The 22,259-nt window shown below is 59.4% G+C and carries 26 protein-coding genes and 1 pseudogene; 12 read left to right on the top strand and 15 right to left on the bottom strand.

What is annotated here, in order from left to right; all coding sequences use genetic code 11:
- The first annotated feature begins 523 nt into the window (after positions 1-523).
- Positions 524-838: an alpha/beta hydrolase gene (locus RIFP1SYM_RS16465; protein WP_005964104.1), complete on the top strand. Its 315-nt coding sequence runs from the start codon at positions 524-526 to the stop codon at positions 836-838.
- Here the strand turns inward: RIFP1SYM_RS16465 and RIFP1SYM_RS10630 are convergent.
- The 3 genes from RIFP1SYM_RS10630 to RIFP1SYM_RS10640 form a co-directional block, all read right to left on the bottom strand.
- Positions 835-1,419 (bottom strand): rhodanese-like domain-containing protein, encoded by a 585-nt coding sequence (locus RIFP1SYM_RS10630; RefSeq protein WP_005964106.1) that lies wholly within the window; start codon positions 1,417-1,419, stop codon positions 835-837. The genes RIFP1SYM_RS16465 and RIFP1SYM_RS10630 overlap by 4 nt on opposite strands.
- A 280-nt stretch (positions 1,420-1,699) precedes the next feature.
- The gene (locus RIFP1SYM_RS19130; RefSeq protein WP_476756438.1) at positions 1,700-1,867 is read right to left on the bottom strand and encodes a hypothetical protein; all 168 of its coding nucleotides are present in this window, start codon (positions 1,865-1,867) and stop codon (positions 1,700-1,702) included.
- A complete protein-coding gene (locus RIFP1SYM_RS10640) occupies positions 1,830-2,657 on the bottom strand; it encodes an SLAC1 anion channel family protein (RefSeq protein WP_476756439.1) in 828 nt (275 codons plus the stop codon). Before RIFP1SYM_RS10640 ends, RIFP1SYM_RS19130 begins: the two co-directional genes overlap by 38 nt.
- A 334-nt stretch (positions 2,658-2,991) precedes the next feature.
- Between RIFP1SYM_RS10640 and RIFP1SYM_RS16470 the strand changes: the two genes are divergently transcribed.
- The 3 genes from RIFP1SYM_RS16470 to RIFP1SYM_RS10655 all read left to right on the top strand — a co-directional run bounded on the left by RIFP1SYM_RS16470 (position 2,992) and on the right by RIFP1SYM_RS10655 (position 6,628).
- Positions 2,992-4,332 (top strand): GGDEF domain-containing protein, encoded by a 1,341-nt coding sequence (locus tag RIFP1SYM_RS16470; protein ID WP_050798752.1) that lies wholly within the window; start codon positions 2,992-2,994, stop codon positions 4,330-4,332.
- A 143-nt stretch (positions 4,333-4,475) separates the two neighbouring features.
- Complete coding sequence (locus tag RIFP1SYM_RS10650) at positions 4,476-5,348, top strand: hypothetical protein (RefSeq protein WP_005964116.1); 873 nt, start codon at positions 4,476-4,478, stop codon at positions 5,346-5,348.
- A gap of 2 nt (positions 5,349-5,350) precedes the next feature.
- The gene (locus RIFP1SYM_RS10655; RefSeq protein ID WP_005964118.1) at positions 5,351-6,628 is read left to right on the top strand and encodes a peptidoglycan -binding protein; all 1,278 of its coding nucleotides are present in this window, start codon (positions 5,351-5,353) and stop codon (positions 6,626-6,628) included.
- Positions 6,629-6,679: 51 nt separating this feature from the next.
- Here the strand turns inward: RIFP1SYM_RS10655 and RIFP1SYM_RS10660 are convergent, their stop codons facing one another.
- Positions 6,680-7,447: a poly-gamma-glutamate hydrolase family protein gene (locus RIFP1SYM_RS10660; RefSeq protein WP_240991731.1), complete on the bottom strand. Its 768-nt coding sequence runs from the start codon at positions 7,445-7,447 to the stop codon at positions 6,680-6,682.
- 206 nt (positions 7,448-7,653) lie between these two features.
- On the opposite strand from RIFP1SYM_RS10660, the gene RIFP1SYM_RS10665 reads away from it, so the two are divergent.
- From RIFP1SYM_RS10665 to RIFP1SYM_RS10675, 3 genes are all read left to right on the top strand, one after another.
- Positions 7,654-8,337: a PEP-CTERM sorting domain-containing protein gene (locus RIFP1SYM_RS10665; RefSeq protein ID WP_005964125.1), complete on the top strand. Its 684-nt coding sequence runs from the start codon at positions 7,654-7,656 to the stop codon at positions 8,335-8,337.
- A gap of 166 nt (positions 8,338-8,503) precedes the next feature.
- Entirely contained in the window at positions 8,504-8,626 is a 123-nt protein-coding gene (locus RIFP1SYM_RS18615; RefSeq protein WP_006475620.1) for a hypothetical protein, read from the top strand.
- Positions 8,627-8,637: 11 nt separating this feature from the next.
- Positions 8,638-8,901 (top strand): hypothetical protein, encoded by a 264-nt coding sequence (locus RIFP1SYM_RS10675; RefSeq protein WP_005964128.1) that lies wholly within the window; start codon positions 8,638-8,640, stop codon positions 8,899-8,901.
- Between the two features lie 95 nt (positions 8,902-8,996).
- Here the strand turns inward: RIFP1SYM_RS10675 and RIFP1SYM_RS10680 are convergent, their stop codons facing one another.
- The gene (locus tag RIFP1SYM_RS10680) at positions 8,997-10,709 is read right to left on the bottom strand and encodes a radical SAM family protein (RefSeq protein ID WP_005964131.1); all 1,713 of its coding nucleotides are present in this window, start codon (positions 10,707-10,709) and stop codon (positions 8,997-8,999) included.
- A 160-nt stretch (positions 10,710-10,869) separates the two neighbouring features.
- Between RIFP1SYM_RS10680 and RIFP1SYM_RS10685 the strand changes: the two genes are divergently transcribed.
- A complete protein-coding gene (locus RIFP1SYM_RS10685; RefSeq protein ID WP_005964134.1) occupies positions 10,870-11,181 on the top strand; it encodes a YqfO family protein in 312 nt (103 codons plus the stop codon).
- A 4-nt stretch (positions 11,182-11,185) separates the two neighbouring features.
- On the opposite strand, the gene RIFP1SYM_RS10690 is transcribed toward RIFP1SYM_RS10685, so the two are convergent.
- The 7 genes and pseudogenes from RIFP1SYM_RS10690 to RIFP1SYM_RS10710 form a co-directional block, all read right to left on the bottom strand.
- The gene (locus tag RIFP1SYM_RS10690) at positions 11,186-11,383 is read right to left on the bottom strand and encodes a hypothetical protein (RefSeq protein ID WP_006475618.1); all 198 of its coding nucleotides are present in this window, start codon (positions 11,381-11,383) and stop codon (positions 11,186-11,188) included.
- A gap of 28 nt (positions 11,384-11,411) precedes the next feature.
- The gene (locus RIFP1SYM_RS10695; RefSeq protein WP_005964140.1) at positions 11,412-12,530 is read right to left on the bottom strand and encodes an FIST signal transduction protein; all 1,119 of its coding nucleotides are present in this window, start codon (positions 12,528-12,530) and stop codon (positions 11,412-11,414) included.
- A 52-nt stretch (positions 12,531-12,582) separates the two neighbouring features.
- Complete coding sequence (locus tag RIFP1SYM_RS10700; protein WP_240992085.1) at positions 12,583-12,876, bottom strand: PilZ domain-containing protein; 294 nt, start codon at positions 12,874-12,876, stop codon at positions 12,583-12,585.
- Positions 12,846-12,989 carry a hypothetical protein gene (locus RIFP1SYM_RS18125; RefSeq protein ID WP_005964145.1) on the bottom strand — a complete coding sequence of 48 codons (144 nt, stop codon included), beginning with the start codon at positions 12,987-12,989 and terminating at the stop codon, positions 12,846-12,848. Before RIFP1SYM_RS18125 ends, RIFP1SYM_RS10700 begins: the two co-directional genes overlap by 31 nt.
- A gap of 95 nt (positions 12,990-13,084) precedes the next feature.
- Entirely contained in the window at positions 13,085-13,534 is a 450-nt protein-coding gene (locus RIFP1SYM_RS16475) for a DUF2285 domain-containing protein (RefSeq protein WP_005964148.1), read from the bottom strand.
- Positions 13,535-13,671: 137 nt separating this feature from the next.
- A pseudogene (locus RIFP1SYM_RS19025) lies at positions 13,672-13,800 on the bottom strand (transcriptional regulator domain-containing protein); the annotation flags it as partial.
- 5 nt (positions 13,801-13,805) lie between these two features.
- Positions 13,806-14,243, bottom strand: coding sequence for a secondary thiamine-phosphate synthase enzyme YjbQ (locus RIFP1SYM_RS10710; RefSeq protein WP_005964151.1), 438 nt, complete (start codon positions 14,241-14,243; stop codon positions 13,806-13,808).
- A 79-nt stretch (positions 14,244-14,322) separates the two neighbouring features.
- Between RIFP1SYM_RS10710 and argE the strand changes: the two genes are divergently transcribed.
- The 4 genes from argE (at position 14,323) to RIFP1SYM_RS10730 (ending at position 21,085) form a co-directional block, all read left to right on the top strand.
- Complete coding sequence (gene argE / locus RIFP1SYM_RS10715) at positions 14,323-15,468, top strand: acetylornithine deacetylase (protein WP_039960317.1); 1,146 nt, start codon at positions 14,323-14,325, stop codon at positions 15,466-15,468.
- A gap of 16 nt (positions 15,469-15,484) precedes the next feature.
- Positions 15,485-16,819 carry an amino-acid N-acetyltransferase gene (argA, locus tag RIFP1SYM_RS10720; protein ID WP_005964157.1) on the top strand — a complete coding sequence of 445 codons (1,335 nt, stop codon included), beginning with the start codon at positions 15,485-15,487 and terminating at the stop codon, positions 16,817-16,819.
- A gap of 124 nt (positions 16,820-16,943) precedes the next feature.
- Complete coding sequence (locus RIFP1SYM_RS10725) at positions 16,944-17,867, top strand: cytochrome-c peroxidase (protein WP_476756440.1); 924 nt, start codon at positions 16,944-16,946, stop codon at positions 17,865-17,867.
- On the top strand, positions 17,864-21,085 hold the full coding sequence (locus RIFP1SYM_RS10730) for an EAL domain-containing protein (RefSeq protein ID WP_005964163.1): 3,222 nt from the start codon (positions 17,864-17,866) through the stop codon (positions 21,083-21,085). The genes RIFP1SYM_RS10725 and RIFP1SYM_RS10730 overlap by 4 nt, the downstream gene beginning before the upstream one ends.
- An 80-nt stretch (positions 21,086-21,165) precedes the next feature.
- Here RIFP1SYM_RS10730 and RIFP1SYM_RS10735 read toward each other — a convergent pair whose 3' ends face one another.
- From RIFP1SYM_RS10735 to nrdD (RIFP1SYM_RS18625), 3 genes are all read right to left on the bottom strand, one after another.
- Positions 21,166-21,654, bottom strand: a complete 489-nt coding sequence (locus tag RIFP1SYM_RS10735; RefSeq protein ID WP_005964166.1) for an anaerobic ribonucleoside-triphosphate reductase activating protein — start codon at positions 21,652-21,654, stop codon at positions 21,166-21,168.
- 39 nt (positions 21,655-21,693) lie between these two features.
- A complete protein-coding gene (gene nrdD, locus RIFP1SYM_RS18620; RefSeq protein WP_006475610.1) occupies positions 21,694-21,870 on the bottom strand; it encodes an anaerobic ribonucleoside-triphosphate reductase in 177 nt (58 codons plus the stop codon).
- The coding region (nrdD, locus tag RIFP1SYM_RS18625; RefSeq protein WP_039960315.1) for an anaerobic ribonucleoside-triphosphate reductase at positions 21,857-22,259 on the bottom strand (403 nt) is incomplete at its 5' end. The genes nrdD (RIFP1SYM_RS18625) and nrdD (RIFP1SYM_RS18620), both read right to left, overlap by 14 nt.

Consider the following 22,259-nt stretch of genomic DNA (forward strand, 5'->3'; position numbering starts at 1 on the left):
CCTCCCCTGGGTTTCCCCGCATCACCGGCAACGGCCCTATTCCGATGAAACAGCTTCTGGCATTGCTGGCAGCCGCCTACCTTCTGCTTACCGGCTACCTCTACCTCAATCAGCGCACCCTGCTCTACTTTACCGGGGCAACCTCACCGGCCGCCGTGCCGACCAATTACACCATTGAGGTCAACGGTCTGACGCTGCACGGCTGGTTGATCAACCCGGGAGCTGACGAGGCGATCCTCTACTTCGGCGGCAACGCTGAACACATCGAATACAACATCGACCAGTTCAGNCGATCCTTGCCGGAAAGAGCCTCTACCTGATCCCCTACCGGGGCTATGGCAACAACCCAGGTCGTCCATCCGAGGCAGCCCTGCTCGCCGATTCCGAGGCGATCTACGACCAGATCCAGCCCAAACACCGCCAGATCTCACTGCTGGGACGCAGCCTCGGCAGCGCCATCGCCATCCACCTCGCCAGTCGACGCCCGATCACCAGACTGGGGCTGATCACCCCCTTCGACAGCGTGGAGAGTGTTGCCGCCCGCGCCTACCCGCTGTTTCCGGTACGGCTACTGCTGAAGGATCGCTATCTCTCCAGCGACAAGGCCGAGGCAATTACCGCCGATACCCTGATCCTCTACGCCGAGCGGGATGAGGTGGTCCCAGCGGTGAACACCCAGGCCCTGATTACCGCCCTCAAGACGGCCAGGGTAGAAGCTGTGCAGCTGTCCGGCACTACTCACAACAACATCGCCCAACACCCCGACTTCTCCCCACTATTGCACGGTTTTTTTAGGTGCCTGATTCTCCAGCAGACCACCCATTATGAATCGCCCTAAGGCATGTACATCTTTTCCATATTGAGCTTGTAGGACCAGGGTAGGCCAGCATTCTTCCAACCGTTTTTCAGACGCCAGTTTTTTCGCTCGCCCGACTTGATCTTGCCACCTTCAAAACCATCGGTGACCACATAGACCTGCGTGTAACCCTTGCCCCACAGCATCTTGGCGCTGGGCGCGCCCCGAGTGCCGCCGGAACGGCACATGAGGATCACCGGCGCCTCCTTGCTCAGGCCTCGGGCCTCGAGCGCCGCGGCAACCTGCTTCTCAAAATTGACATTCGTCTCCATCAAAAAGACCGGTTTCTTTGGGTTCTTTTTGCTTCGGTTGGCGAGCTTGTAGGGGATATTGATATCCACCACATCAGTAAAACCGGTGAACATGATCTCCACCGGATCACGCACATCGACGAACAGCACCTGATCGCCCTGTTTCTGCTTCATCGCATTCGCCTCCACGGAATCGACGTAGAGGTGCCAGGGAGTCTGTTTCGTCGGGTCTTCCGGTTCGGGGGCAGCCCATAGGGCACTGGCACCGGCAGCCAAAACAATGCTTGCGAGGGTAAGTATGGTTTTTCTCATGTTACTACTCCTGAGATTTAGCTATTCAGATTACTGCGCAAAAATGCGATTTTTACTTCGGTAATGGCTCCATGCATTGCTCTCGACTTTGGCTCCAAGCATCGCTCTACCTCCTGTACCCCAAGGGCACTTCCTTTGGGGTGCATCCATGCCGTCGTGTAACCAAAGGGGATGGAACGTTTCATTGCATCCTGCAATCGCGGCATCTGTACGCCCGTGTACGGCGCCGGAGAGGGCTCCAGGAACATTGAAAAGGCTCAACCCTTGGCAAGCATTTTCACTACTCCGGCACACAGATTTTTTTCATCCTCACCGCCCGGCTGGTACGCACCAACAACAGGCCGACAATCAGGGTCAGCAGCAACAGCAGGCCGCTGCCGATATAGAGGTAAATCATGCTGTTGGTCAGCTCATGCATCAGCAGGCTGGCGATAGTGATCGCCGCCACCGGAAAGGAATAGGCCCACCAAGCTAAGAAAAAACTGCAGCCGAGTGAAACGCCCCACCTGGGTAAACAGCAACAGCGTCAGGAATAGGCCGCTGTAGTAGAGGATGCGGGCAAAGCTGTCCAGCTCCCCGGTCAGTTTCATGTAGGCCACGAAACCCACCGCCGGCGGTGCAATCAGGATAAACAGGGTCGGCATCAGCTTGGCCGGTAGCGGGTCATGAAACAGGATGCGATAGAAAATGATCGTCAGGAGGATCATCCAGAACAACAGTCCGACACTGAAGAAGAACCAGGAGACATCCACGTAACCGAGAGGCATACCCGCCACCGGCACCAGCACATTACCCACCGCCGGAATAAACCAGGCCGGATTCAGATGATGCACCTCAAAATGCTCATGGTGAATCCAGACATTCACCACATAGAGAGTGAAGAGCAGGTGCAACGCCGTGCCGGTCATCCACAATAGGCGGCTGATATCTTCGCTGACCATCAGGAAACAGACCGACAACAGCAACAGACTGATGGAGACCGCCGGAAAAAAATTCAGCTTTACCGGATTTTTCAGCTCCGCCAGAACTGCCTTGCGGTGACGGATCAGTTTGGCGCCGTAGAGCACCAGCAGCACCAGAAACAAGCCACTAGTGAGTCCCACCAACCAGGGGTTGATCTGCAGTTCCCACTGCCAGACATGCTGCGCCTTCTGCCAAGCAATCGTCAGTCCCGCCATTCCCATCACCATGGAAAAAAATGAGATCGGCAGGTTCTCCAGTCTCTCTTGCTGTGACATATCCAATCCTCCGCCATGCGAGTCAGCGCGATTTAATAGTTGACGAAAATGGTAAGGAATTGTCGCGGCATCGGCATTGAAAAATATCAATATCCATCAAGTTCACTGGAGAACGGCGGCGCGACTACGACTGCTCCAACAACCGTTGCAGAGATGTGTGGCAACGGCAAGAGTAAGGGGGGGACGGGATATTCCACGAATTAAAATAGGGAACAACCCTAGACATCCAAAGGCAACTACCAGCATTTTTTTAGCGATCCAGTAGGTATTATGGATGCCATTTAAATACCTCACGTTAGCTGGGGGTTACCCGAAGCGATCAGAGGAACGATCTATGACATCCATTGAGCAACTGAGTGAACTAGTGGAACTCTCCAGGCTGGATGAAAATATCATCGCTCAACATAAAGAACCGCTGCTGAAAGCCTTGACCGAGTGGACCCCGGAATTCACCAGCTGGCTGCACACAAAAACCAGCTGCTCTGAGAATAGCCCTGAACTCCTGATGGACGGCTATTTCGAGTCATTTGTCTGCGCTAGATACGACCAAACCTTTTACGCCACTCAATATCAACAGGCGCTGTACTGGCTGGCACAGGGCATCGCTCCATCCCAGGCCATCGGTTCACTCAGCCAGATCCGGCAGTTTTTTATCCACTTGGCCGAATCCTGGCAGCAGATGGATCTGGCCCGCTCGCTCTGTCGAGTCGTCGACCTCTCACAATCGATCCAAGCAACCGTTGCCCACCTGGAACACACCCTGGAGAAGCTACGCCAAGCTGCGCAACAGGATATCAACCGCATCAGCCGCAGCTGCAGCGTTCTGGGCAACATAGATCAGGACGATATCGTAAAGGCCTATATCGCCCACTATCGCTGGAAGGTGCGCGCCTATTCGCTGGCCCTTGGCGAACCACTGCAGCAGGAGGAAGTGCCAATCAGCCCGCACGAATGCGAGTTAGGGCGCTGGCTCGACAAAGGCGGCATCAGGCGATTTCCGGAGGATGTTCAAGAAGGACTGCTGGCGGCCCACGAACGCCTTCACCATCTGATGGCGATCATCCTCGACAAGGCAAAAAACCAGCAACCACAGGATATCAGCCACTATCTAATGGATCTTGAAGCGGCCTCGGAAGAGATGGCAACGATTCTGGGCAACTGCATCGAACAGGAGGTTTACCAGCTGGCAGTGGAAGACAATCTGACCCGCCTGGGCAATCGCCGCATGTTTGATCGCGAGCTCGCCCGCCGGATCTCCCATTCGCAACGCCACAACTCCGGCTTTGGCCTATTGTTCATGGATCTCGACAACTTCAAGACCATCAACGACCGCTACGGCCACAGCATCGGTGATCTGGTACTGAAATCAGTAGCACAAATGCTGCAAGCCATGATGCGCGGTGGAGATACCGTATTTCGCTGGGGAGGCGAGGAGTTTGGCGCACTGATCCACGCCGACAATATCGCGGAGGTCGGCCAGCTTGCCGAACGTTTGCGCGCAAAGGTGGCAGAAACGCCGATACAAACCGATCTCGAATCAATCGGGGTGACATTGAGTATTGGCGCCACCCTCTACTCACCCAGTGACGAGAAATCAGATGGCATGTTCAGACGGGCCGACAGTCACCTGAACAATGCCAAGGCACAGGGACGCAATCGGGTTATCGTCGGCTGAACTGTCACACGGATGTGGTTATCCCCTTCAAGTAACAAGCAGTCTGGCCGGCTACGCGCCAGGCAGACAGCCGCTGTTTAACTCTTGGTCCCAGGGATATATGCTGTGCACTACCCCAGGATCGAATCAACTGAAGGACCGTTATGATCAATCCGCGTCATTCCCTGTTCTGGATGGGGATCTACCTGGCGGTGGTGAGCGTCGTCTGCGGCCTGCTCTTCCTGCCACTAAAATCCGCCTTCATGGCCAACTGGGGCTTCAACACCCTGATCCTCAGCCTGCTGCTAGTGGGAATCGGCATCACCCTCCGCCAGGTGCTGGTGCTGGAAACCGAGATCAACTGGATCAAGCTGTTCCGTACCGGTCAGTCCGGCATTTCGGTAGCTGACGAACCGCGCCTGCTCAAGCCGCTGGCCAAACACCTCTCCGGACTGCGCAAAGACCGTTTCCGCCTCTCCGCCCTGTCACTGCGTACCGTGCTGGGCGGCATCCGCGAACGCCTCGATGAGTCCCGCGAGATCTCCCGCTACATGATCGGCCTGCTGATCTTCCTTGGCCTGCTTGGCACCTTCTGGGGACTGCTCGGCACCATCTCCGCGGTGGGCCAGGTGATCGGCGCCCTCGACGTCGGCAACAACGACTTCGCCGCCGTCTTCACTGAACTCAAAACCGGGCTGCGCAAACCCCTTGACGGCATGGGAACCGCCTTCAGCTCCTCCCTGTTCGGCCTTGGCGGATCGCTGGTGCTGGGGTTTCTCGACATCCAGGCCGGCCACGCTCAGAACCGCTTCTTCAACGGCCTGGAGGAGTGGCTCTCCGGCGTCACCCAGCTGATCGATGATCCCGATGCGATAAGTGAAGAGGCGAGCCGCAGCACTGAGGTTCCAGTGGGGCGCCAGGATCAGTTCGATCTATTGATTCAGGAGATGCGGACCGATCGCCAGCTGATGCGACAACTGCTGGCGCACTATGAAAAGGGTGTAGCTGAGGACGACACCACAGCTAACGGAAGCTAGCCATGTTCACCAGCGCACGCCGCTCACGACACCAGATCAACGTCTGGCCGGGCTATGTGGACGCCCTCTCCGCGCTGCTGATCCTGGTCATCTTCGTCATCCTGATCTTCACCTTCGCCCAGTTTCTGCTGTCGCAGATTCTCAGCAATCAGGAGAGCGAGCTGGCTAACCTCAACCAGCAGATCGCCGCCCTCAGCCACGACCTGGGGCTGGAACGCACCCAGCGCGCCAGCCTGGAGCAGGATGTCAACCAACTCTCCGGTATGATCAGTGAACTCACCGACGAAAAGTTTCAGCTCTCCAGCCAGATCGGCCAGCTGACTACCCAGGGCGAGGCCGACCAAAAACAGATCGAACAGCAGCTGCTCAACATCGCCAGTCTGCAGCAGGACATCGCCACCCTGCAGGCGATGCGCCAAAAGCTCGAACAGGAGGTCGGCCAACTCGCCAGCAACCTACAACAGAAAGACGAAGCGTTGGGCCAGCTGCGCGATCGCGGCCAATCACTGCAGGCGGAACTGGCGGATCAGCAGGAGCGCACCCTGCTGGCCCAACAGCAGCTGCAACACAAAGAGATCAACATCCAGGCCCTCAACACCCTAGTTGGCCTGCAGCGTGAGGCGATCAACAAAGAGCGCCGGCTGAGCGAAGAGGCACAGATCGAGGTGGCCGCGCTGAGCCAGAAGATTGGCCTGCTGCGCAGCCAGTTGCAGGAGATCAGCGCAGCACTGAAGCTGTCGGAACAGGAGAAGACGACGCAGCAGAACGAGATCAAACGTCTCGGCGAACGACTCAATATTGAACTGGCGAGGCAGGTCAACCAACTCGAGCAGTATCGCTCGGAATTCTTCGGCCGACTACGCACACTACTTGGCGACAACCCGGCGGTGCGCATCGTCGGTGACCGCTTCCTGTTCCAATCGGAACTGCTGTTCGCCTCCGGCTCCGCCAGGCTGGGCGCCAAGGGCAAGGCGGAGCTGACCAAACTGGCGGTCACATTGAAGCAGGTGGCAACCCGCATCCCCAAAGAGATCAACTGGATCCTACGGATCGACGGCCACACCGACCGGCTACCGATCCACACCGAGCAGTTCCCCTCCAACTGGGAGCTCTCCTCAGCACGGGCAGTCTCAGTGGTGCGCTACCTGGCCAGCCAGGGCATCCCCCAGCGACGCCTCACCGCCGCCGGCTTCGGCGAGTTCCACCCTATCGACACAGGGGACACACCGGAAGCACTGAGCCACAACCGCCGCATCGAGATTAAGCTAACTTCACTCTGAATGCCTGGCTCACTCTTTCAGACAGCATAGGATGCGGTAAGGCACAGCCTCCTAGCCGTTTGCTATGGCATGATGCACCGCGCCATAAAACAGCTCCCGCAGTGCATCGTACTCCGGCTCCGGATCTACCAGATCGTAACGCATGGTCTTGTGCAACTCGATCTGGAGCCCCATGCCGCTGGCATTCTTGTTGACGATATTGCGACGAGAACGTCCCGACAACCCGTCACAGCTCTCCCCTGTACCAGCCTTGGTCGCATCCACCGGAATCAGCTCATATTCACCGAAAACACTCCGATTCTGTTCGATATAGTCGATAAAGGCGGCCCGCTGGGCGCTGTTTCTCCCTCCCACACAGATGGTGCCTGTGGGGTAACCACGACGACTGCTATAGCCGTGGATGGCAACGCTGTGGCTGCGGCTTGCCACCAGAGCAATGGCATTCGTCTCATCAAAATGGCTGGAGGTGATATGCAATCGGCGGTAGTTACTCAGCCCATCGAGGCAGGCAGCCTGGCCGTGCCCCTGAAATCCGTAGTGGCTCCAGCTATAACGGTCGGCTAGCGCCTGAGCGATCTGGCTGGTCTTGGCCTCGATGCGGCCACCATGAATCGAGAGCACCACCACACTACTACCTGGGTCATTGATGTTGATGTGGTAGTCCCGCCCCTGCAGACAGCTGGTTGAATCCAACAGTACCGGTCCACTACAACTGCCCGACTCCACACACTTGAAATAATCGGCTGCAACGGGCGCTACCATAATCAGCAGGCCCAAGGTAACACCGCTCACTGGGAACAAAATGGATCTCATCTTCATCGTCGGCTCCATCCATTGATACAGGAATCTTATTCTTCACGCACCGCCAGCATAACCTATACGCCAGCCCCCCAACACAGCAGACCTAAAAAACTCATCCTCTGTCGATCACTTTTGCACTACAATATCCATGGCGCAAAATCGTCTCGTTCCTTAGGAACAGGCATCCTGTTTGAGCTGAACAGTGCACACGGACAGATAAAAATATGAAAAAAATCGCGGCATTAGCACTCCTCCCCCTGATCCTGGCGAGCCTTCAGGCAAACGCCTATGTGGTGCATGAAAACGGCTCCACTGCGGAACTAGGGAGCGTTGGCGACAACACCTTCTCTTTCCTCGACAAGTTTGTCGCAATGGACTTCAGCGTCGGCAGCGAGACCCTGCTGGACGGACTCACCTTCAACGCCATCACCAAGGCATCGACCCTGACACCAACCGTTCAGGTTGCCCTCTACAACAACGCTACCGGCAGTGTCGGCACTGAGCTGTTTCGCGGCACCTTCGCTATTGACTTGATCGAGATCACCGGCATCTTTGGCAGCGACATTCAGCGCAGCTACTCGCTCACCCTCAGTGACTGGCTGCTCGGCCCCGGTGACTACTGGATCGCGCTGCAGGCCGATCCCGCCCAGTTCGCCATGCACTGGACCCGGATCGGCACGGTCGGCCTGGACGGTATGATCGGCGACGAGATTGGCACCTCCGGCGGCTACACCGTTCCCACCAACGACACTTATTTTCTGCTCACTGGCCACGATCCGATCGTGCCCCCCCCCACACCGGCGGCGGAACCTTCTGCGATATTGCTGTTCAGTCTGGGCATTGCCGGGCTCGGCATCGCCCGCCGGAAGCGAAACAAGCCGCATCTATCGGCGCATAGCGATGGATAGCGAAGCCTCCGGAAACTGTTGGCACTGCAACCAGCCCTTACAGGCTTTGGATTACCGGCGGGAATCCACCTGTCCAGCATGCAACCGCTACACCCACGTTTGCAAAAACTGCCGCTTCTACACACCCGGCCGACACAATGATTGCCTGGAACCGATCGCAGAGCAGGTGACGGAGAAAGAACGGGCCAACTTTTGCGACTACTTCAAGCCTGCCGACCGCGAGGCCGCCACAACGACAGCCGCTTCAGCAGAGGCCCTGCTCAACGCGGCTGAGGATCTCTTCAAATAGCCTCTCCCATCATGAATCACAAACAGCAACACACCCTCGCGGCCATCTTCCACGATCCAGTCAGCGCCAATATCCACTGGCGTGAGATCGAATCGCTATTGAAGGCAGCAGGGGCCGAGCTGGAAGAGTCCCACGGCGCCCGCCTGCGGGTGCTGCTCAACGGCCTGGAAGAGACCCTGCACCGCCCCCACCACAGCGCCGCCCTGACCAAGGAGAGTGTGCGCAACCTGCGCAAGTTCCTCAGCGCGGCAGGTGTCACACCCCACACCCATTGAGCCCTCAGATTTGGCGCCCACGGGACGCCCTATAGGCAATATTTAGCCACGTAGGGCGGGCCATGCCCGCCGGCAGCGTTGGATTGGCTAACCGATTAATGCCCGAGCAACCGCCGCGTCAGATGCAGCCGCGCCTCAGCCTGCTCGGTGAGCATGTGGAACAGATGGTGCGGCCCGGTCGCCTTGTCGATTAGCGGCTGCAGATCATCACGGATCTCAGCGTAGTACTCCAGCAGCCGTCGGTCGAAACGCTGCAGCGCAGCGCTGAGCGGATCCTTCCGATGACGCGCCAGAATCCGTTCCGCCCCCTCTTGCTGCAGATTCCCCAGACTGATGTGCACCGCGTTGAACAGGGTCACCCAGCCATTGAACCAGAACATCAGATCGGTATCGAAGCTCTCCCCCGGCGGTGGGCCACTCTGCAATACCTGCTGCAGCAGATCATGCTCCTTCACGAACTCCCCCGCCTCCAGCAGTTCCGCCCGGCCATAGGCATCGATGGTCGAGCTGGTGAGCAAGATCGGGCGCTGTGGATGACGGGCCAAAACAAAACTCGCATCCTTGATCAGCTGCCCCTGCTGGCTGCTATCCAACGGATTGCGCTTGAGCCGCGGCGACGGCGCCGAAGAGAGCAGCTGCACCTGCTGCCCCCGCTCCCTCAACTCCTCAAGCAGACGCCCGAACACCCCTTTCTGAAATAGCTCCATGGAGAAGTTGAGGCTGGTCTGCTTATGCAGCAGACAGAGCTGGATCCGTTTGAAGTGGGGTGCGGTCTCGACGATATTGGCGATCTTCGCCACCGGGATACGCTCCTTCAGCGCCCCCCGCTTGTCGACCACCACCTCCTGATGAAATTCGTCGAAGCTGATCTGCAGCAGCAGACTCGCATCGGGCCAATGGACGGGGCGATCCTTCAGGGCTCGCTGCATCGCTTTGAACACCCGTTCGGTACTTGCCCGGTTGTCCGCGAAGTCGCCATTGAGCAGGATCGCAAACTGGCGGATATGACGCATACTGCGGATCGCCGCATAGAAATGGTCGAGATGACGGGTCAGATCGCCACCGGTGAAGAGCACACTCTCGGTCAGACCATCCACCAGTTGGTAGAGCGACTGCGGTTCCAGCTGCTGCTTCACCGGTGGCCGCCAGATGAACATGCAGTGGCGACAGGTCTGTGGGCAGCCCATCGCCGGGATCAGCCCCAGCTTGGCAAAACGCGTCTCACCACCTGGATCGGGCAGCCCATCCAGCAGTGCCAACCGCTCACGATCCGCCTCATTCAGCATCTCGCCATAGCGCTGCCGCTCCTCTCGCGCCAGACCACTGTAGGCGAGCTTGTAGCTCTCCGTTAACAACCCCAGCCCCTGCCAGAGCCGCACCACCCGCGCGGTCAACCGCTCCGGATCACCATCAGCAGACTCCAGCAACGCCAGCAGCTGCGCCCGCTGTACCGGCGCATCGGCAGGCGCCTGCAACCAGTGGTCGATATAGCCCCGGACAAAGGCCTCGGCATCTTCAGACTCCAGCAGCAGATCCATCAGAAAGCCACGAGAGCGACGAAACGGAACCAGCAGATCAGCCAGATAGCTGGGATGAACATTGTGCCGTAGCCAGTGGTAACCATAGAGGTAGCTCATCAGGAAGCTGAGATTGGCCGCATCGGGCCGCTCCGCCAGCAACTCCCCCATGGCGCCGCTGGTCATGCGATTGATCTCCCACTTGAAGCGCTGCCGCAGACCGGTGAGATAGTGTTTTTTCAGCACCGCCTGGCTGGCGGGTTGCACGGTTTTTGCTGCGCGGGCGGACATCGCTCTGGCTGGCCTCTCGATTCATACAGAAGTTTCACAATCTTAGGGAATTTGCACCGGAAGAAACACAGGAGATGGCAGAGGATTTCCGCATCGACCGATTGCCGTACCGGCACCTGCCGATATACTGCGAAAAGACATTGCTCTGGAGATCGACCCTATGTACCTGCTCGCCTTCTATGTCCCCGAGAGCCACTTGGAAAGCCTCAAGCAGGCACTGTTCGACAAGGGTGCCGGGCGCCTTGCCGGCTACGACCGTTGCGCCTGGGAGACTGAGGGGCGCGGCCAGTTCCGGCCATTGGCGGGCAGCCGCCCATTCGTTGGGGAAACAGGCAGGACCGAGCAACTAATTGAATACAAGGTGGAGATGATCTGTGCCGAAGAACGAATTAAGGCTGTGATCGATGAGCTGCTACGAACCCACCCCTATGAACAACCCGCCTATCATGTCATCCAAATGGCTGGCTTCTGAGCCGCTAGCGCTTGAACTGCCTCTTGCACTCGGCCTTCGCCTTCATATCTGCTGCCGCCGGCTGGCTACCCTGTTTTTCATACTTCGCCGCCAGCTTGCGTTTGCAATCCTGGTAGCCGAAATACTCCACTTGCATCGTATCGTTTTCAGAGCAGGCGGCCAGCAGCAGAAGCCCACCCAGCAGCCAGAAACTTTTTAACATCAACCACCTCGCATCCACTGAGGGAGCCTCACAGAAACAGTGTCAGCACCCCGGTATAACCGTAGATTCGCCCGTTGTAGAGTTCGCCATTGGCAAAGAAGCCCACCAGTGGGAACGGCCCAAGGCTCGCGCTGATCATCCCAAGCTCCTCCGAACCGGGGCCAAACTGGTAGCGCCCGCGCCCCAGGCAGGAGACATAGATACCGCCACGGATCTGCCGCCCGATGAGCCGCCGCTTCAGCCGGTCAAGCATGCGCTGCATATCCTGACGCGCACTGTTGCCGTCGCGCCGGCAGAACATGATGTGCTGCTGATCCTGCAGGTAATCACCCACCGCAATCACGCCGCTCACCTCATCGACCCCGATCAAATTGCGCACCAGATAGTCGCCGCTGTCGGAGCCGCTGATCGGCAGGGCGGCAAAAATATAGCCGCCGGCCCGCTGCAGATCCCGTGACAGCACCTCACCCATCTCCTCGCGCATCACCTCCAGCGCTGGACGCTCATCGATGCTAATCAGCAGATTCTCATCGCTGTGGCTCAACTGATGCACCGGCCCGATCGGCGAACAGCCCTGAGTGTGGTCGGTGATCAGTTCCACTTCGCTGCCAAACAGCACCCCGGAGATACCACCACTGATCACCCCGTCGAAGACCTGCAGCTGTGCCCCTTGCGAAGAGGTGATACCGCCATTGATGAAGGGGCGATCAGGATGCTGCGCCAGCGTCTGCAGCCAGACGGCGGTCTCGGGGTTAGAGGGATCGGCGTGCAGCAGAGCGAACAGCGGCTCAGCATCAAGCAACCATGCGGGGGGATCCATCCGGCTGACTGGCCCCCGCGGGGTCTCTCTGAGCAGACCAAAATTGGCGACTGGGAAGCTACCGACCATCACCGCCACCGCCGCGGTTTCGTAGATCTCCTGGCTGCCGGCGCAGATACCACCCCCCAAGGTGCCGACCCAGTGCACCCGCGGATAGGCCTGGCGCAGCGCCGAAACCAGATCCGCCAGTTGTCGCGCCAGCTGGTCGGTGGCGTAGAGAAAGCCCAGATTGGCATCCGCTGGCAGCGAGCCGAGCTGCGCCAGACAGGAGTCGAGCAGATCCTCTAGATTCTCACCCTGGGCCAGTGCAAAGGGAAACGGCTTCATACGCGACAGCTCGCCTCCATATTCGTTAAGGTCGGGTCAGTAAATCTCAAACTCAGCGAGGAAAGCGGTCGGCGAAGTTCTCGATCCACTCCATTGCCGCCTCCTCACCGGAAAGTTTCCGTCCATCCTGCTCGAGTATCTGCTGTTTATACTGCTCGATCTGACAGACCTGCTCCACCATGCGTACCGCGAATTCAACCCGCGGATTGTCAAAATGCACACCCACCTCAAAGCCCCCCGGTTTCTCGTGACACCAGACGACCATACCGGCAGCATGGAAGCGCGGGTCGACCAGCGGAATACTGATGTCGATCATCACACCGAGTTCAACCTTTGAGTGCGAGATGAAACAGAGCCCCCCTCGCTGATATTGCGCAGATACTCCTTGCTGTCCCCCACCACCTCTTGCAGCTGGTAATGGATCGGGATAGTCGACGGGTGACGGATAAACTGCCGCATGGCATTGAGATCCTTCTTTGATTTATCTGATCAGTAGCGTCGCGGAGGCTTATCCATAGCAAAACAGAGAGTTGTCCACTACGCAAGGGCCTAGCTCAATCGAGCAGTAGCAGGCGACGATAGCCGCCGTCGCGGAGCTGCTTCGCCTCCTCCAGGGCGTGATCCAACGCCTCTACGGAATCAAAGCCAAGAACCTGCACCATGCGGGATGGCTCCGCACCTGCCTGAGCCCCGTCGAGCAGCTGCAGCATCCGGGTCAAACGAGGACCATGGGCGGCGATACGTGGCGGCAACAGGCTTGCTTTTTTGATCTGCCGGCGCTGTTCGATCTGCAGCAGACGTTTGGCCTGCTCGAGCTGAGCGGCCAGCGGCAGCTGCAGATCGAACACCAGCGCCACCTGACCCGAGTCCGGTCGCTCATCTGCTGACTGCAGGTGAGTGGGCAGTTCGACCGCCCTCCAGGCGAGCCGCTCCTGCTGCACCACCGCGTCGGCCGCCGGATCCGGCGGGAATTTATAGAAACCCCAACGGGCGCCCAGGCGCACTCGATCAACACCTTGTCGCCGTCGATACGGCAGTCGCCCTCCTCACACTCAGCCGCCGCCAGCCAGGCGCGTGGATCGAGCTTCCAGGCACAGAAATCGCGGTTCGGCGCCCGCCCATATTCTGCTTCCAGCGCCCGCCAGGTAGTGATGAACGCCTGCCACTCCTGTTGATAGTCAGGGTTGCGGCGCAGGAACTCCCAGGCCCAGCCGCCGGCATCGAGTTCAGTCGCAAACCTATAGGCGTCGGCATCGCGCCAATCCAACATCGGGATCACTCTCCCACCAGCCGCACCGCCACTCTGCGTTCCCGCGGACCATCCAGTTCCACCAGCATCAGCGATTGCCACTCCCCCAGCACCAGCTGACCCTGCTCCACCGGGATCGCCTCGCTGGAGCCGAGCATCATCGCACCGAGATGGGCATGGGCATTCTTTGGCTCACCCGGCGGGCAATCGCGCAGATGGATGTCATTGTGCAGATAGGCATCCCCCGGCGGCGCGAGACGATGCAGAAACAGCCGCAGATCATCGAGCAGGCGCGACTCGTTTTCGTTGATAGTGAGCGCGGTGGTGGTGTGCTGGCTCGACACCAGCAGAAAGCCATTTTGCAGGCCCTGGCGCGCCAACAGATCCTGCAACTGCAGCGTGATATCGTGCAGTGCCACCCCTGTGCCGGTGCTCAGCTCAATCTCTTCGTAGTGCATCCGCATGCCCCGCTCTCCCTATGCAAAAGAGCAAAGCATACCTTTTTGGCTTGCATGCGTGGGACTGGCCTTCCAGAATCAACCCATGACCACACCCAAATTCATCGAATTGGCCCGGGCGCTGATCGCAGCCCCCTCGGTCAGCAGCGTCAACCCCGAGTGGGATATGGGCAACCAGCAGGTGATCGAACACCTCAGCGGCTGGCTCGAACCTCTTGGCTTCCAGATCGAGATCCTGCCGGTGCCGGGTTGTGACGGTAAATTCAACCTGATCGCCAGCCGCGGCTCCGGCCCAGAGGGACTAGTGATCTCCGGCCACACCGACACCGTGCCCTTCGACGAGGGCAAATGGAACCGGGATCCACTCAAGATCAGCGAGAGCCACGGCCGCCTCTATGGCCTCGGCAGCTGCGACATGAAAGGCTTCTTTGCGGTGGTGATCGAGGCGCTGAAGCAGGTCCCACTGGAGCGGCTGAAGCAGCCGCTGACGATCATCGCCACCGCCGACGAAGAGAGCACCATGTGCGGTGCCAAGGCGCTGGTCGAGCTGCATCGCCAGCTGGGACGCCACGCCATCATTGGCGAGCCTACCGGGCTCAAACCGGTGCGCATGCACAAGGGGATCTCGATGGAGTCGGTGCGCCTCACCGGCCGCTCCGGCCACTCCAGCGACCCAGCCCTGGGGGTCAACGCCCTGGAGGGGATGCACAAAGTGATCGGCGAGGTGATGGCCTGGCGCAGCGAGTTACAGCAGCGCTACCACAACCCCGCCTTCGCCGTGCCGGTGCCCACTCTCAACCTGGGCCACATCCACGGCGGCGACAACCCCAACCGCATCTGCGGCCAATGTGAACTGCAGTTCGATCTGCGCCCGCTGCCCGGCATGCAACTTGGTGAACTGCGCGGCGAGTTGTCGCAGCGGCTGGAGCGGCTGCTCGCCGGCAGCGAGCTGCAGTGGCAGCTCGAGCCGGTGTTCGACGGCATCCCTGCGCTGGAGACCCCGGCCCAGGCGGCCATAGTCCGGGCGGTGGAGAGCCTGACGGGGCAAAGCGCCGGCGCAGTCGCCTTCGGCACCGAGGGCCCCTATCTCAACAGCATGGGCATGGAAACAGTGATCTGCGGCCCCGGCCATATCGCTCAGGCACACCAGCCGGATGAGTATCTGCCGCTTGAACATATCGCCCCAGCGATCAAACTGATAGAGTCGCTGATCGGAAGATTCTGTTTATAGACAAGCTGTTACGCCAATGGCCGAGAGATCCCCACAATCAGACCCCTTTATCGCCTGGTTCCGCGGCTCCTCCCCTTATATCCATGCCCACCGGGGTCGCACCTTTGTCATCAGTTTCGGCGGCGAGGCGGTGGCCAGTAGCGGCTTTGCCGATCTGATCCACGACATCGCCCTGCTGCACGGGCTGGGTATCCGTCTGGTGCTGGTGCACGGCGCCCGCCCGCAGATCGAACAGCGGCTGCAGGCGCAAGGTACCCAGCTGCACTACATCAACGGCCTACGGGTCACTGACGATGCGGCGCTGACCTGTGTCAAGGAGGCCGCCGGGACAGTGCGGGTGGAGATCGAGGCATTGCTTTCGATGGGGCTGGCCAACTCACCGATGGCCGGGGCTCGCATCTGCGCCGCCTCTGGCAACTTCGTCACCGCCCGGCCGATCGGGGTGCGCGACGGAGTCGACTACTGCCACACCGGCGAGGTGCGGCGGGTCGATGCGGAGGCAATCCAGCAGCGCCTCAACAGCGGCGCCATCGCCATCGTACCACCGATCGGCTACTCCCCCACCGGCGAGGTGTTTAACCTGAGCGCCGCCGACGTGGCCGCCTCGGTGGCCATCGCCCTAGGCGCCGACAAGCTGATCAGCCTGGTGGAGGGCCAGGGGCTGAGTGATACCGACGGCAGAGCAATCACCCATGCGATCCCGCGGCAGATCGACACCCTGCTGGCGCAACAGGGGCCGCTGGCGGAGGATCTCTGCCAACACCTGCGGGGAGCGGTGAGCGCCTGTCGCAGCGGGGTCAAACGCATCCATCTGCTTGAGCGGCAGCTCGACGGCGCGCTACTGAAAGAGCTTTTCACCCGCGACGGCGTGGGCACCCTGATCACCGCGAAACCCTACGAGACGACCCGTACCGCCCAGATCGACGATGTCGGCGGCCTGCTCGAGTTGATCGAGCCACTGGAGGCCAACGGCACTCTGGTGCGGCGCTCGCGGGAGCTGCTGGAGACCGAGATCGACCACTTTACCGTGATGGAGCGAGACGGCATGATCGTCGCCTGCGCCGCGCTCTACCCCTATCCGAAGGAATCGATGGCGGAGCTGGCCTGCGTCGTGGTACACCCCGACTACCGGGACGGCGGTCGCGGCGATCGGCTGCTCGAACAGATGGAGAAAATGGCAGCGGCGCAAAATATCCATCAACTTTTCATCCTCACCACCCGGACCGCCCACTGGTTCCGCGAGCGGGGCTTCGAGGCGGCCGAGATCCAGACACTGCCGATGCAGCGTCAGGCGCTCTACAATTATCAGCGCAACGCCAAGGTCTTCATTAAACCGCTAACCGGCTGTTAAATGGATTTACATTCACATTCTGCTTCGCAACCAGCCGAATAAAAACGCCCAGGCTCCATCAATCACCATGGCTACCTGCAGATTCAATCGATTAAAAAGCGTGATCCTGCCACTGTTCATCCTGATGGTGTCCGGCACCCCTGCTATCGGGTCTGACCGCAACGAACCGATCCGCCCTCTACCCCTAACGATCGATCTGAATCCCGACAAGGTCGCGCTGGGGGATCTCCTGTTCCACGACACACGCCTCTCCGGCAACAACACCATCAGCTGCGCCCACTGCCACAACCTGGCTACCGGCGGCAGNGACCATCGCGCCACATCTTCCGGCATCAACGGTCAGCTGGGCGGGATCAAGGCCCCCACGGTCTTCAACAGCGGTTTCCACTTTGTCCAGTTCTGGGATGGGCGCGCCGCTACTTTGGAGGAGCAGATAGAGGGACCGGTGCACAATCCGCTGGAGATGGGTAGCAGCTGGCCGAATGTGATCAAAAAACTGCAGGCCGACCCCAAACTATCGCGCACCTTCAAGAAGAGCTACCCCGACGGCATCACCTCAGCCAACATCAAAGATGCCATTGCCACCTTTGAACGCTCGCTGATCACCTTCAACTCCCGCTTCGACCAGTGGCTACGCGGTGACGAGAAGGCATTGAGTGAACATGAGTTACAAGGCTATCTGCTGTTCAAAGACTACGGCTGCATCAGCTGCCACCAAGGCATGAACGTCGGCGGTAACATGTATGGCTACATGGGGGCGATGGGGGACTACTTTGCCGACCGCGGCACACCACTTACCCAGGCAGACATGGGGCGTTTCAATATCACCGGCCTGGAGGAGGACAAACACCTGTTCCGGGTGCCCTGTCTGCGGCTGACAGCGATCAACCCACCCTATTTCCATGATGGCAGCGCCAAGACCCTGGAGGAGGCGGTCAGGATCATGGGGCTCTACCAGCTGGGTCGGGAGATCCCACCAAAGGATGTGCAGGCAATCGTTGCCTTTCTCCACACCCTGGTGGGCAACCACCCCAGGTTGCACCCATGATGCCAGTTCGTCCTGCTTCACGCTGGATGCTGGCGGGCCTGCTGATCATCGCAAGCATCCTTATCTTCTATGCCGCCAGCTGGAACGGCGGCGCCCAGCACCATGCTCAGCAATCTAATATGCTGCTGGAATTGAAGGAGCTCGATGCCCGTCTCGATCGGGATGTTTTGCGGATCACCTCCTTCCTGTTGGTTCAGTATGATCCCCTGGTGGAGACCACCAACCGACTGCGCCGCCTCAAGGAGAGACTCGGGTCACCATCGAAAGGCTTCTACGGCAGCATGGATCAGCTGGTGGATGGTGCCCTCGACGCCTATTGGGAGTCGATGCAAGAGAAGCTGCAACTACTTGAGCGTATCAAGTCAGAGGCCGCCGTGGTGCGCAACGGCATTCACTATCTGCCGCTGGCGGCCAAAGGCTTGGAGGCCACCAATAGCAAGCACTACCAGGAGGTTCTGCAGCTGCTCAATCAGCTCTACATCTACTACCTCATCTCTAGCACGACCCGGCTACAGCAGATCGAGCAGCAGATCGACAGGCTGCAACAGCAGACAGAAGCCCAAGGGGAGCCGCAGAAAGTCCTGCGCAACATTCTGTTTCACATGCGAGCCATCCTCAAGGGATTGTCACGACTCAACCGTTTGAAACAACGCTTCATCGCCATCCAGACTCAGCAGCGCTTTGACTATCTGCACGATGTCTATGAACTACATCGCACCGGCGACCGGCAACACACTCAGCAGATCAGCATGCTGCTGGCGCTGGCGCTAACCGTGCTACTGACCAGCCTGTGGTGGCTGCTGAGCAAACTTGAACGGGCCCGGCTGACCGCAGAGACCGCGCTGAAGCATCTGCACGATGGCGTCGAGAGTCTCTCCGAGGCATTCGCCCTGTTCGATGCTAAAGGACGACTGGTGCTGCACAATCAACGCTACCGTATGTTCTACCCCTGGCTTGGCAAACAGCTCACCCAAGGTCTGGCACTAACCACCATCCAGGAGCAGAACGGCTCGCAGTTACAACAGGCCGATATGGATGGCCAGCCCATCCATGAACAGCTGCCGCTCCATCTCTTCATGGAGCGCCTGGATCAGGGAAAATGGTATCTGGCGAGCAACAATCCCACCTCGGAGGGGGGGCTAGTCTGTGTACGCACCGACATCACAGAAACGAAAAGGGCTGAGCTGGAGCTGCGTAAGCTGAGCCGCGCCCTGGAGCAGAGCCCGGCATCGGTCCTGATCACCGATACCGAGGGCACCATCGAGTACGTCAACCCCAAGTTCGAGCAGATATCCGGCTACTCCTCTGAGGAGGCGATCGGAAAGAACCCGAGAATACTCAAGAGCGGTGACAAATCCCGCGAGGATTACAAAGAGCTCTGGGAGACCATCAAAGCCGGTCGGGAGTGGCGTGGCGCCTTCCACAACAAACGCAAGGACGGCACGATTTATTGGGAGTCCGCGTCAATCTCTCCACTACGTAACGAGGGGGGCGAGATCACCCACTTCATCGCCGTCAAAGAGGACATCACCGCCCAAAAACGCGCTGAAGAGCAGTTGCGCATGAATGCCACGGTCTTCGAAACCACCACAGAAGGCATCATGGTCACCGATGCCGACAACCGCATCAAGACCGTCAACCCGGCATTTACCCGTATCACCGGCTATCAAGCAGAAGAGGTCATCGGGCGAAACCCGCGCCTGCTCAGCTCAGGCCGCCACGACCAGGCGTTCTACAAGGCGATGTGGGTCTCGGTCAAACAGCAGGGATCCTGGTCGGGAGAAGTCTGGAACCGGCGCAAGGATGGCAGCATCTACCCAGAGTGGCTCTCGGTCGCCGCCATCCGTACTGAACACGGAACGGTCTCGGAATACATCGCCGTCTTCTCCGACATCACCCAGCGCAAGGAGAGCGAACAGCAGATCCGCTTTCAGGCCAACTACGACGCCCTCACCGGTCTGCCCAACCGCTCGCTGCTGCTCGACCGACTCACCCATGCCATCAATTCGGCCGAACGTGAAGCGTGGGAACTGGCACTGCTGTTCGTCGACCTGGACCAGTTCAAGATCGTCAACGACACCTTTGGCCATGTCATGGGCGATGAACTGCTGCAACATGCCGCTGAACGTCTGAAATCCTGCGTGCGGGAGAGCGACACGGTGGCGCGCTTCGGCGGTGACGAGTTTATCATTCTGCTGCAGGACATCTCCGGGGCCGACGATGCCGCCCAGATTGCCGACAAGGTCATCGAAAAGCTCTCCCGCTACTTTCTGCTGGCCGGTCGTGAGGTCATCATCGGCGCCAGCATCGGCATCACCCTGTTTCCCGATGATGCCAGCGACTCCGACACCCTGCTGCGCAACGCCGACATGGCGATGTATCGCGCCAAGGAGACCGGCCGCAACCGCTACCAGTTCTTCACCACTGCGATGCAGGAGCAGGTCAGCATCCGTCAGCATCTGGAACAGGATCTACGCGGAGCCCCGGAGCGGAATGAGCTGGAGCTGCACTATCAGCCGGTGGTGAGTGCCACAGATGGCAGGCTGGTCAGCATGGAGGCGCTACTGCGCTGGCACCATCCCGATCAGGGGCTGATCCCACCCGACCAGTTCATCCCTCTGGCTGAAGAGACCGGGCTGATCGGCCCGATCGGCGTATGGGTAATGAGCACCGCCTGCCGCCAGGCAGCACTCTGGCAGGCCCAGCAGCCGGGCTTGAAGATCGCGGTCAATATCTCCAGCCGCCAGCGGGAGCTGGGGCTCTCCGCCAAACTACTCGAATTGATCCTGCAGGAGACCGGCCTCGACAGCAGCCTGCTGACCCTGGAGATGACCGAGAGCCTGTTGATGGAGGATACCGAAGAGGCAGTCACCTGGCTGGAGTCGTTCAAGGCACTAGGAGTGGCGCTGGCGATCGACGACTTCGGCACCGGTTACTCTTCGCTCAGTTATCTAAAGCGTTTCCCGGTGGATGTCCTGAAGATCGACCGCGCTTTTGTCAGCGACCTGCCCGATGACCAGGAGGATGCCTCGCTGGTGGAGGCGATCGTCGCCATCGCCCAAAGCCTGGAGCTGAAACTGATCGCGGAGGGAGTCGAAACCGCTGAGCAGGCCAAGTTCCTTGACGATATTGGCTGTGACTATCTGCAGGGCTATCACTTCAGCAAGCCAAAACCCGCCAGCGAATTCACTGAGCAGTTGGCCGGGGAGTCCACTTGAGCACCCACCTGTTTATATCGACACCACAGGGTTACAGACCTGAAAAGAGTGCTTGAGCGGGCCGAGCTGCCGCAGTCTTTCTAACAGCTCTGCTGCTTGGCTTCAGTGAACAGGGCCGGATCCAGGGTGGTGCGGATCTGATGCGGCAGGCCGCTCTCGATCACTAGAGCTGCACTCTCCCAAGCCCGCTCACCACTCCGCCTGACCCCGGTCAGTCCAGCATAATCTTCCGGCAAGGACTTGATATCCAGCCCGATCCAGTCGAGCAGTGGCAGCAGTTCCCGCAGCCGTTCAGGATAGGGGCCAGCGCTATGCAACCCTACCTTGAAGCCCATCGCCTTCACCTGCCCAATAGCATCCGGCAGCCCTCGCTGCAGGGTCGGCTCGCCACCACTGAAGACCACCGCATCCAGCAGGCCCCGGCGGGTCTGCAGAAAGGCGAGAATCTGATCCCACGGGATCTGCTGCTCGCCCTGGCGTGGCAGAAGGTCCGGGTTGTGGCAGTAGTGGCAGCGCCAGGGGCAACCTTGGCAGAAGATCACCGCCGCCAGCTCCCCCGGGTAGTCCACGGTGGTGAGCGGCGTCAGCCGCCCACCCGGAGGGTGAGTTCAGATCCGGACATCAGCTGTTTGTTGCGGTTGTTCCCGGAAACAGACACGGTCGGCATGTTCCGACTTTTTGCCCGGGTTGAAGGCGGCTACTGGACGGTGGTAGCCCATGACTCGGGTCCAGACTTCGCAGCGGGTTCTCTCTTCGTCTTTCAGTTCGATCTTATTGGTGGACATGGCTGTGTTGCTCCTGTTGTTTGTGGGCGATCGCCTCCTCGTCGCACTTCGGGCAGAACTCGTGTTCGCCGCTGAGGTAACCGTGGGTCGGGCAGATTGAGAAGGTCGGGGTGATGGTGATGTAAGGCAAGCGGAACCGCTCCAGGGAACGCCGCACCAGTCGCCGGCAGGCCTCGGTGCTGCTGATGCGCTCGTTCATGTAGAGATGCAGCACGGTGCCGCCGGTATATTTCTGCTGTAGCGGCTCCTGGCGGGCCAGCGCCTCGAAAGGATCGTCGGTGAAGCCTACCGGCAGCTGCGACGAGTTGGTGTAGTAGGGGCGCTCCGGGGTGCCGGCCTGCAGGATCTCGGGCCAGCGCTTGCGGTCCTCTTTGGCAAACCGGTAGGTA

This window comes from endosymbiont of Riftia pachyptila (vent Ph05) (assembly GCF_000224455.1).
Lineage (GTDB): Bacteria > Pseudomonadota > Gammaproteobacteria > Chromatiales > Chromatiaceae > Endoriftia > Endoriftia persephonae.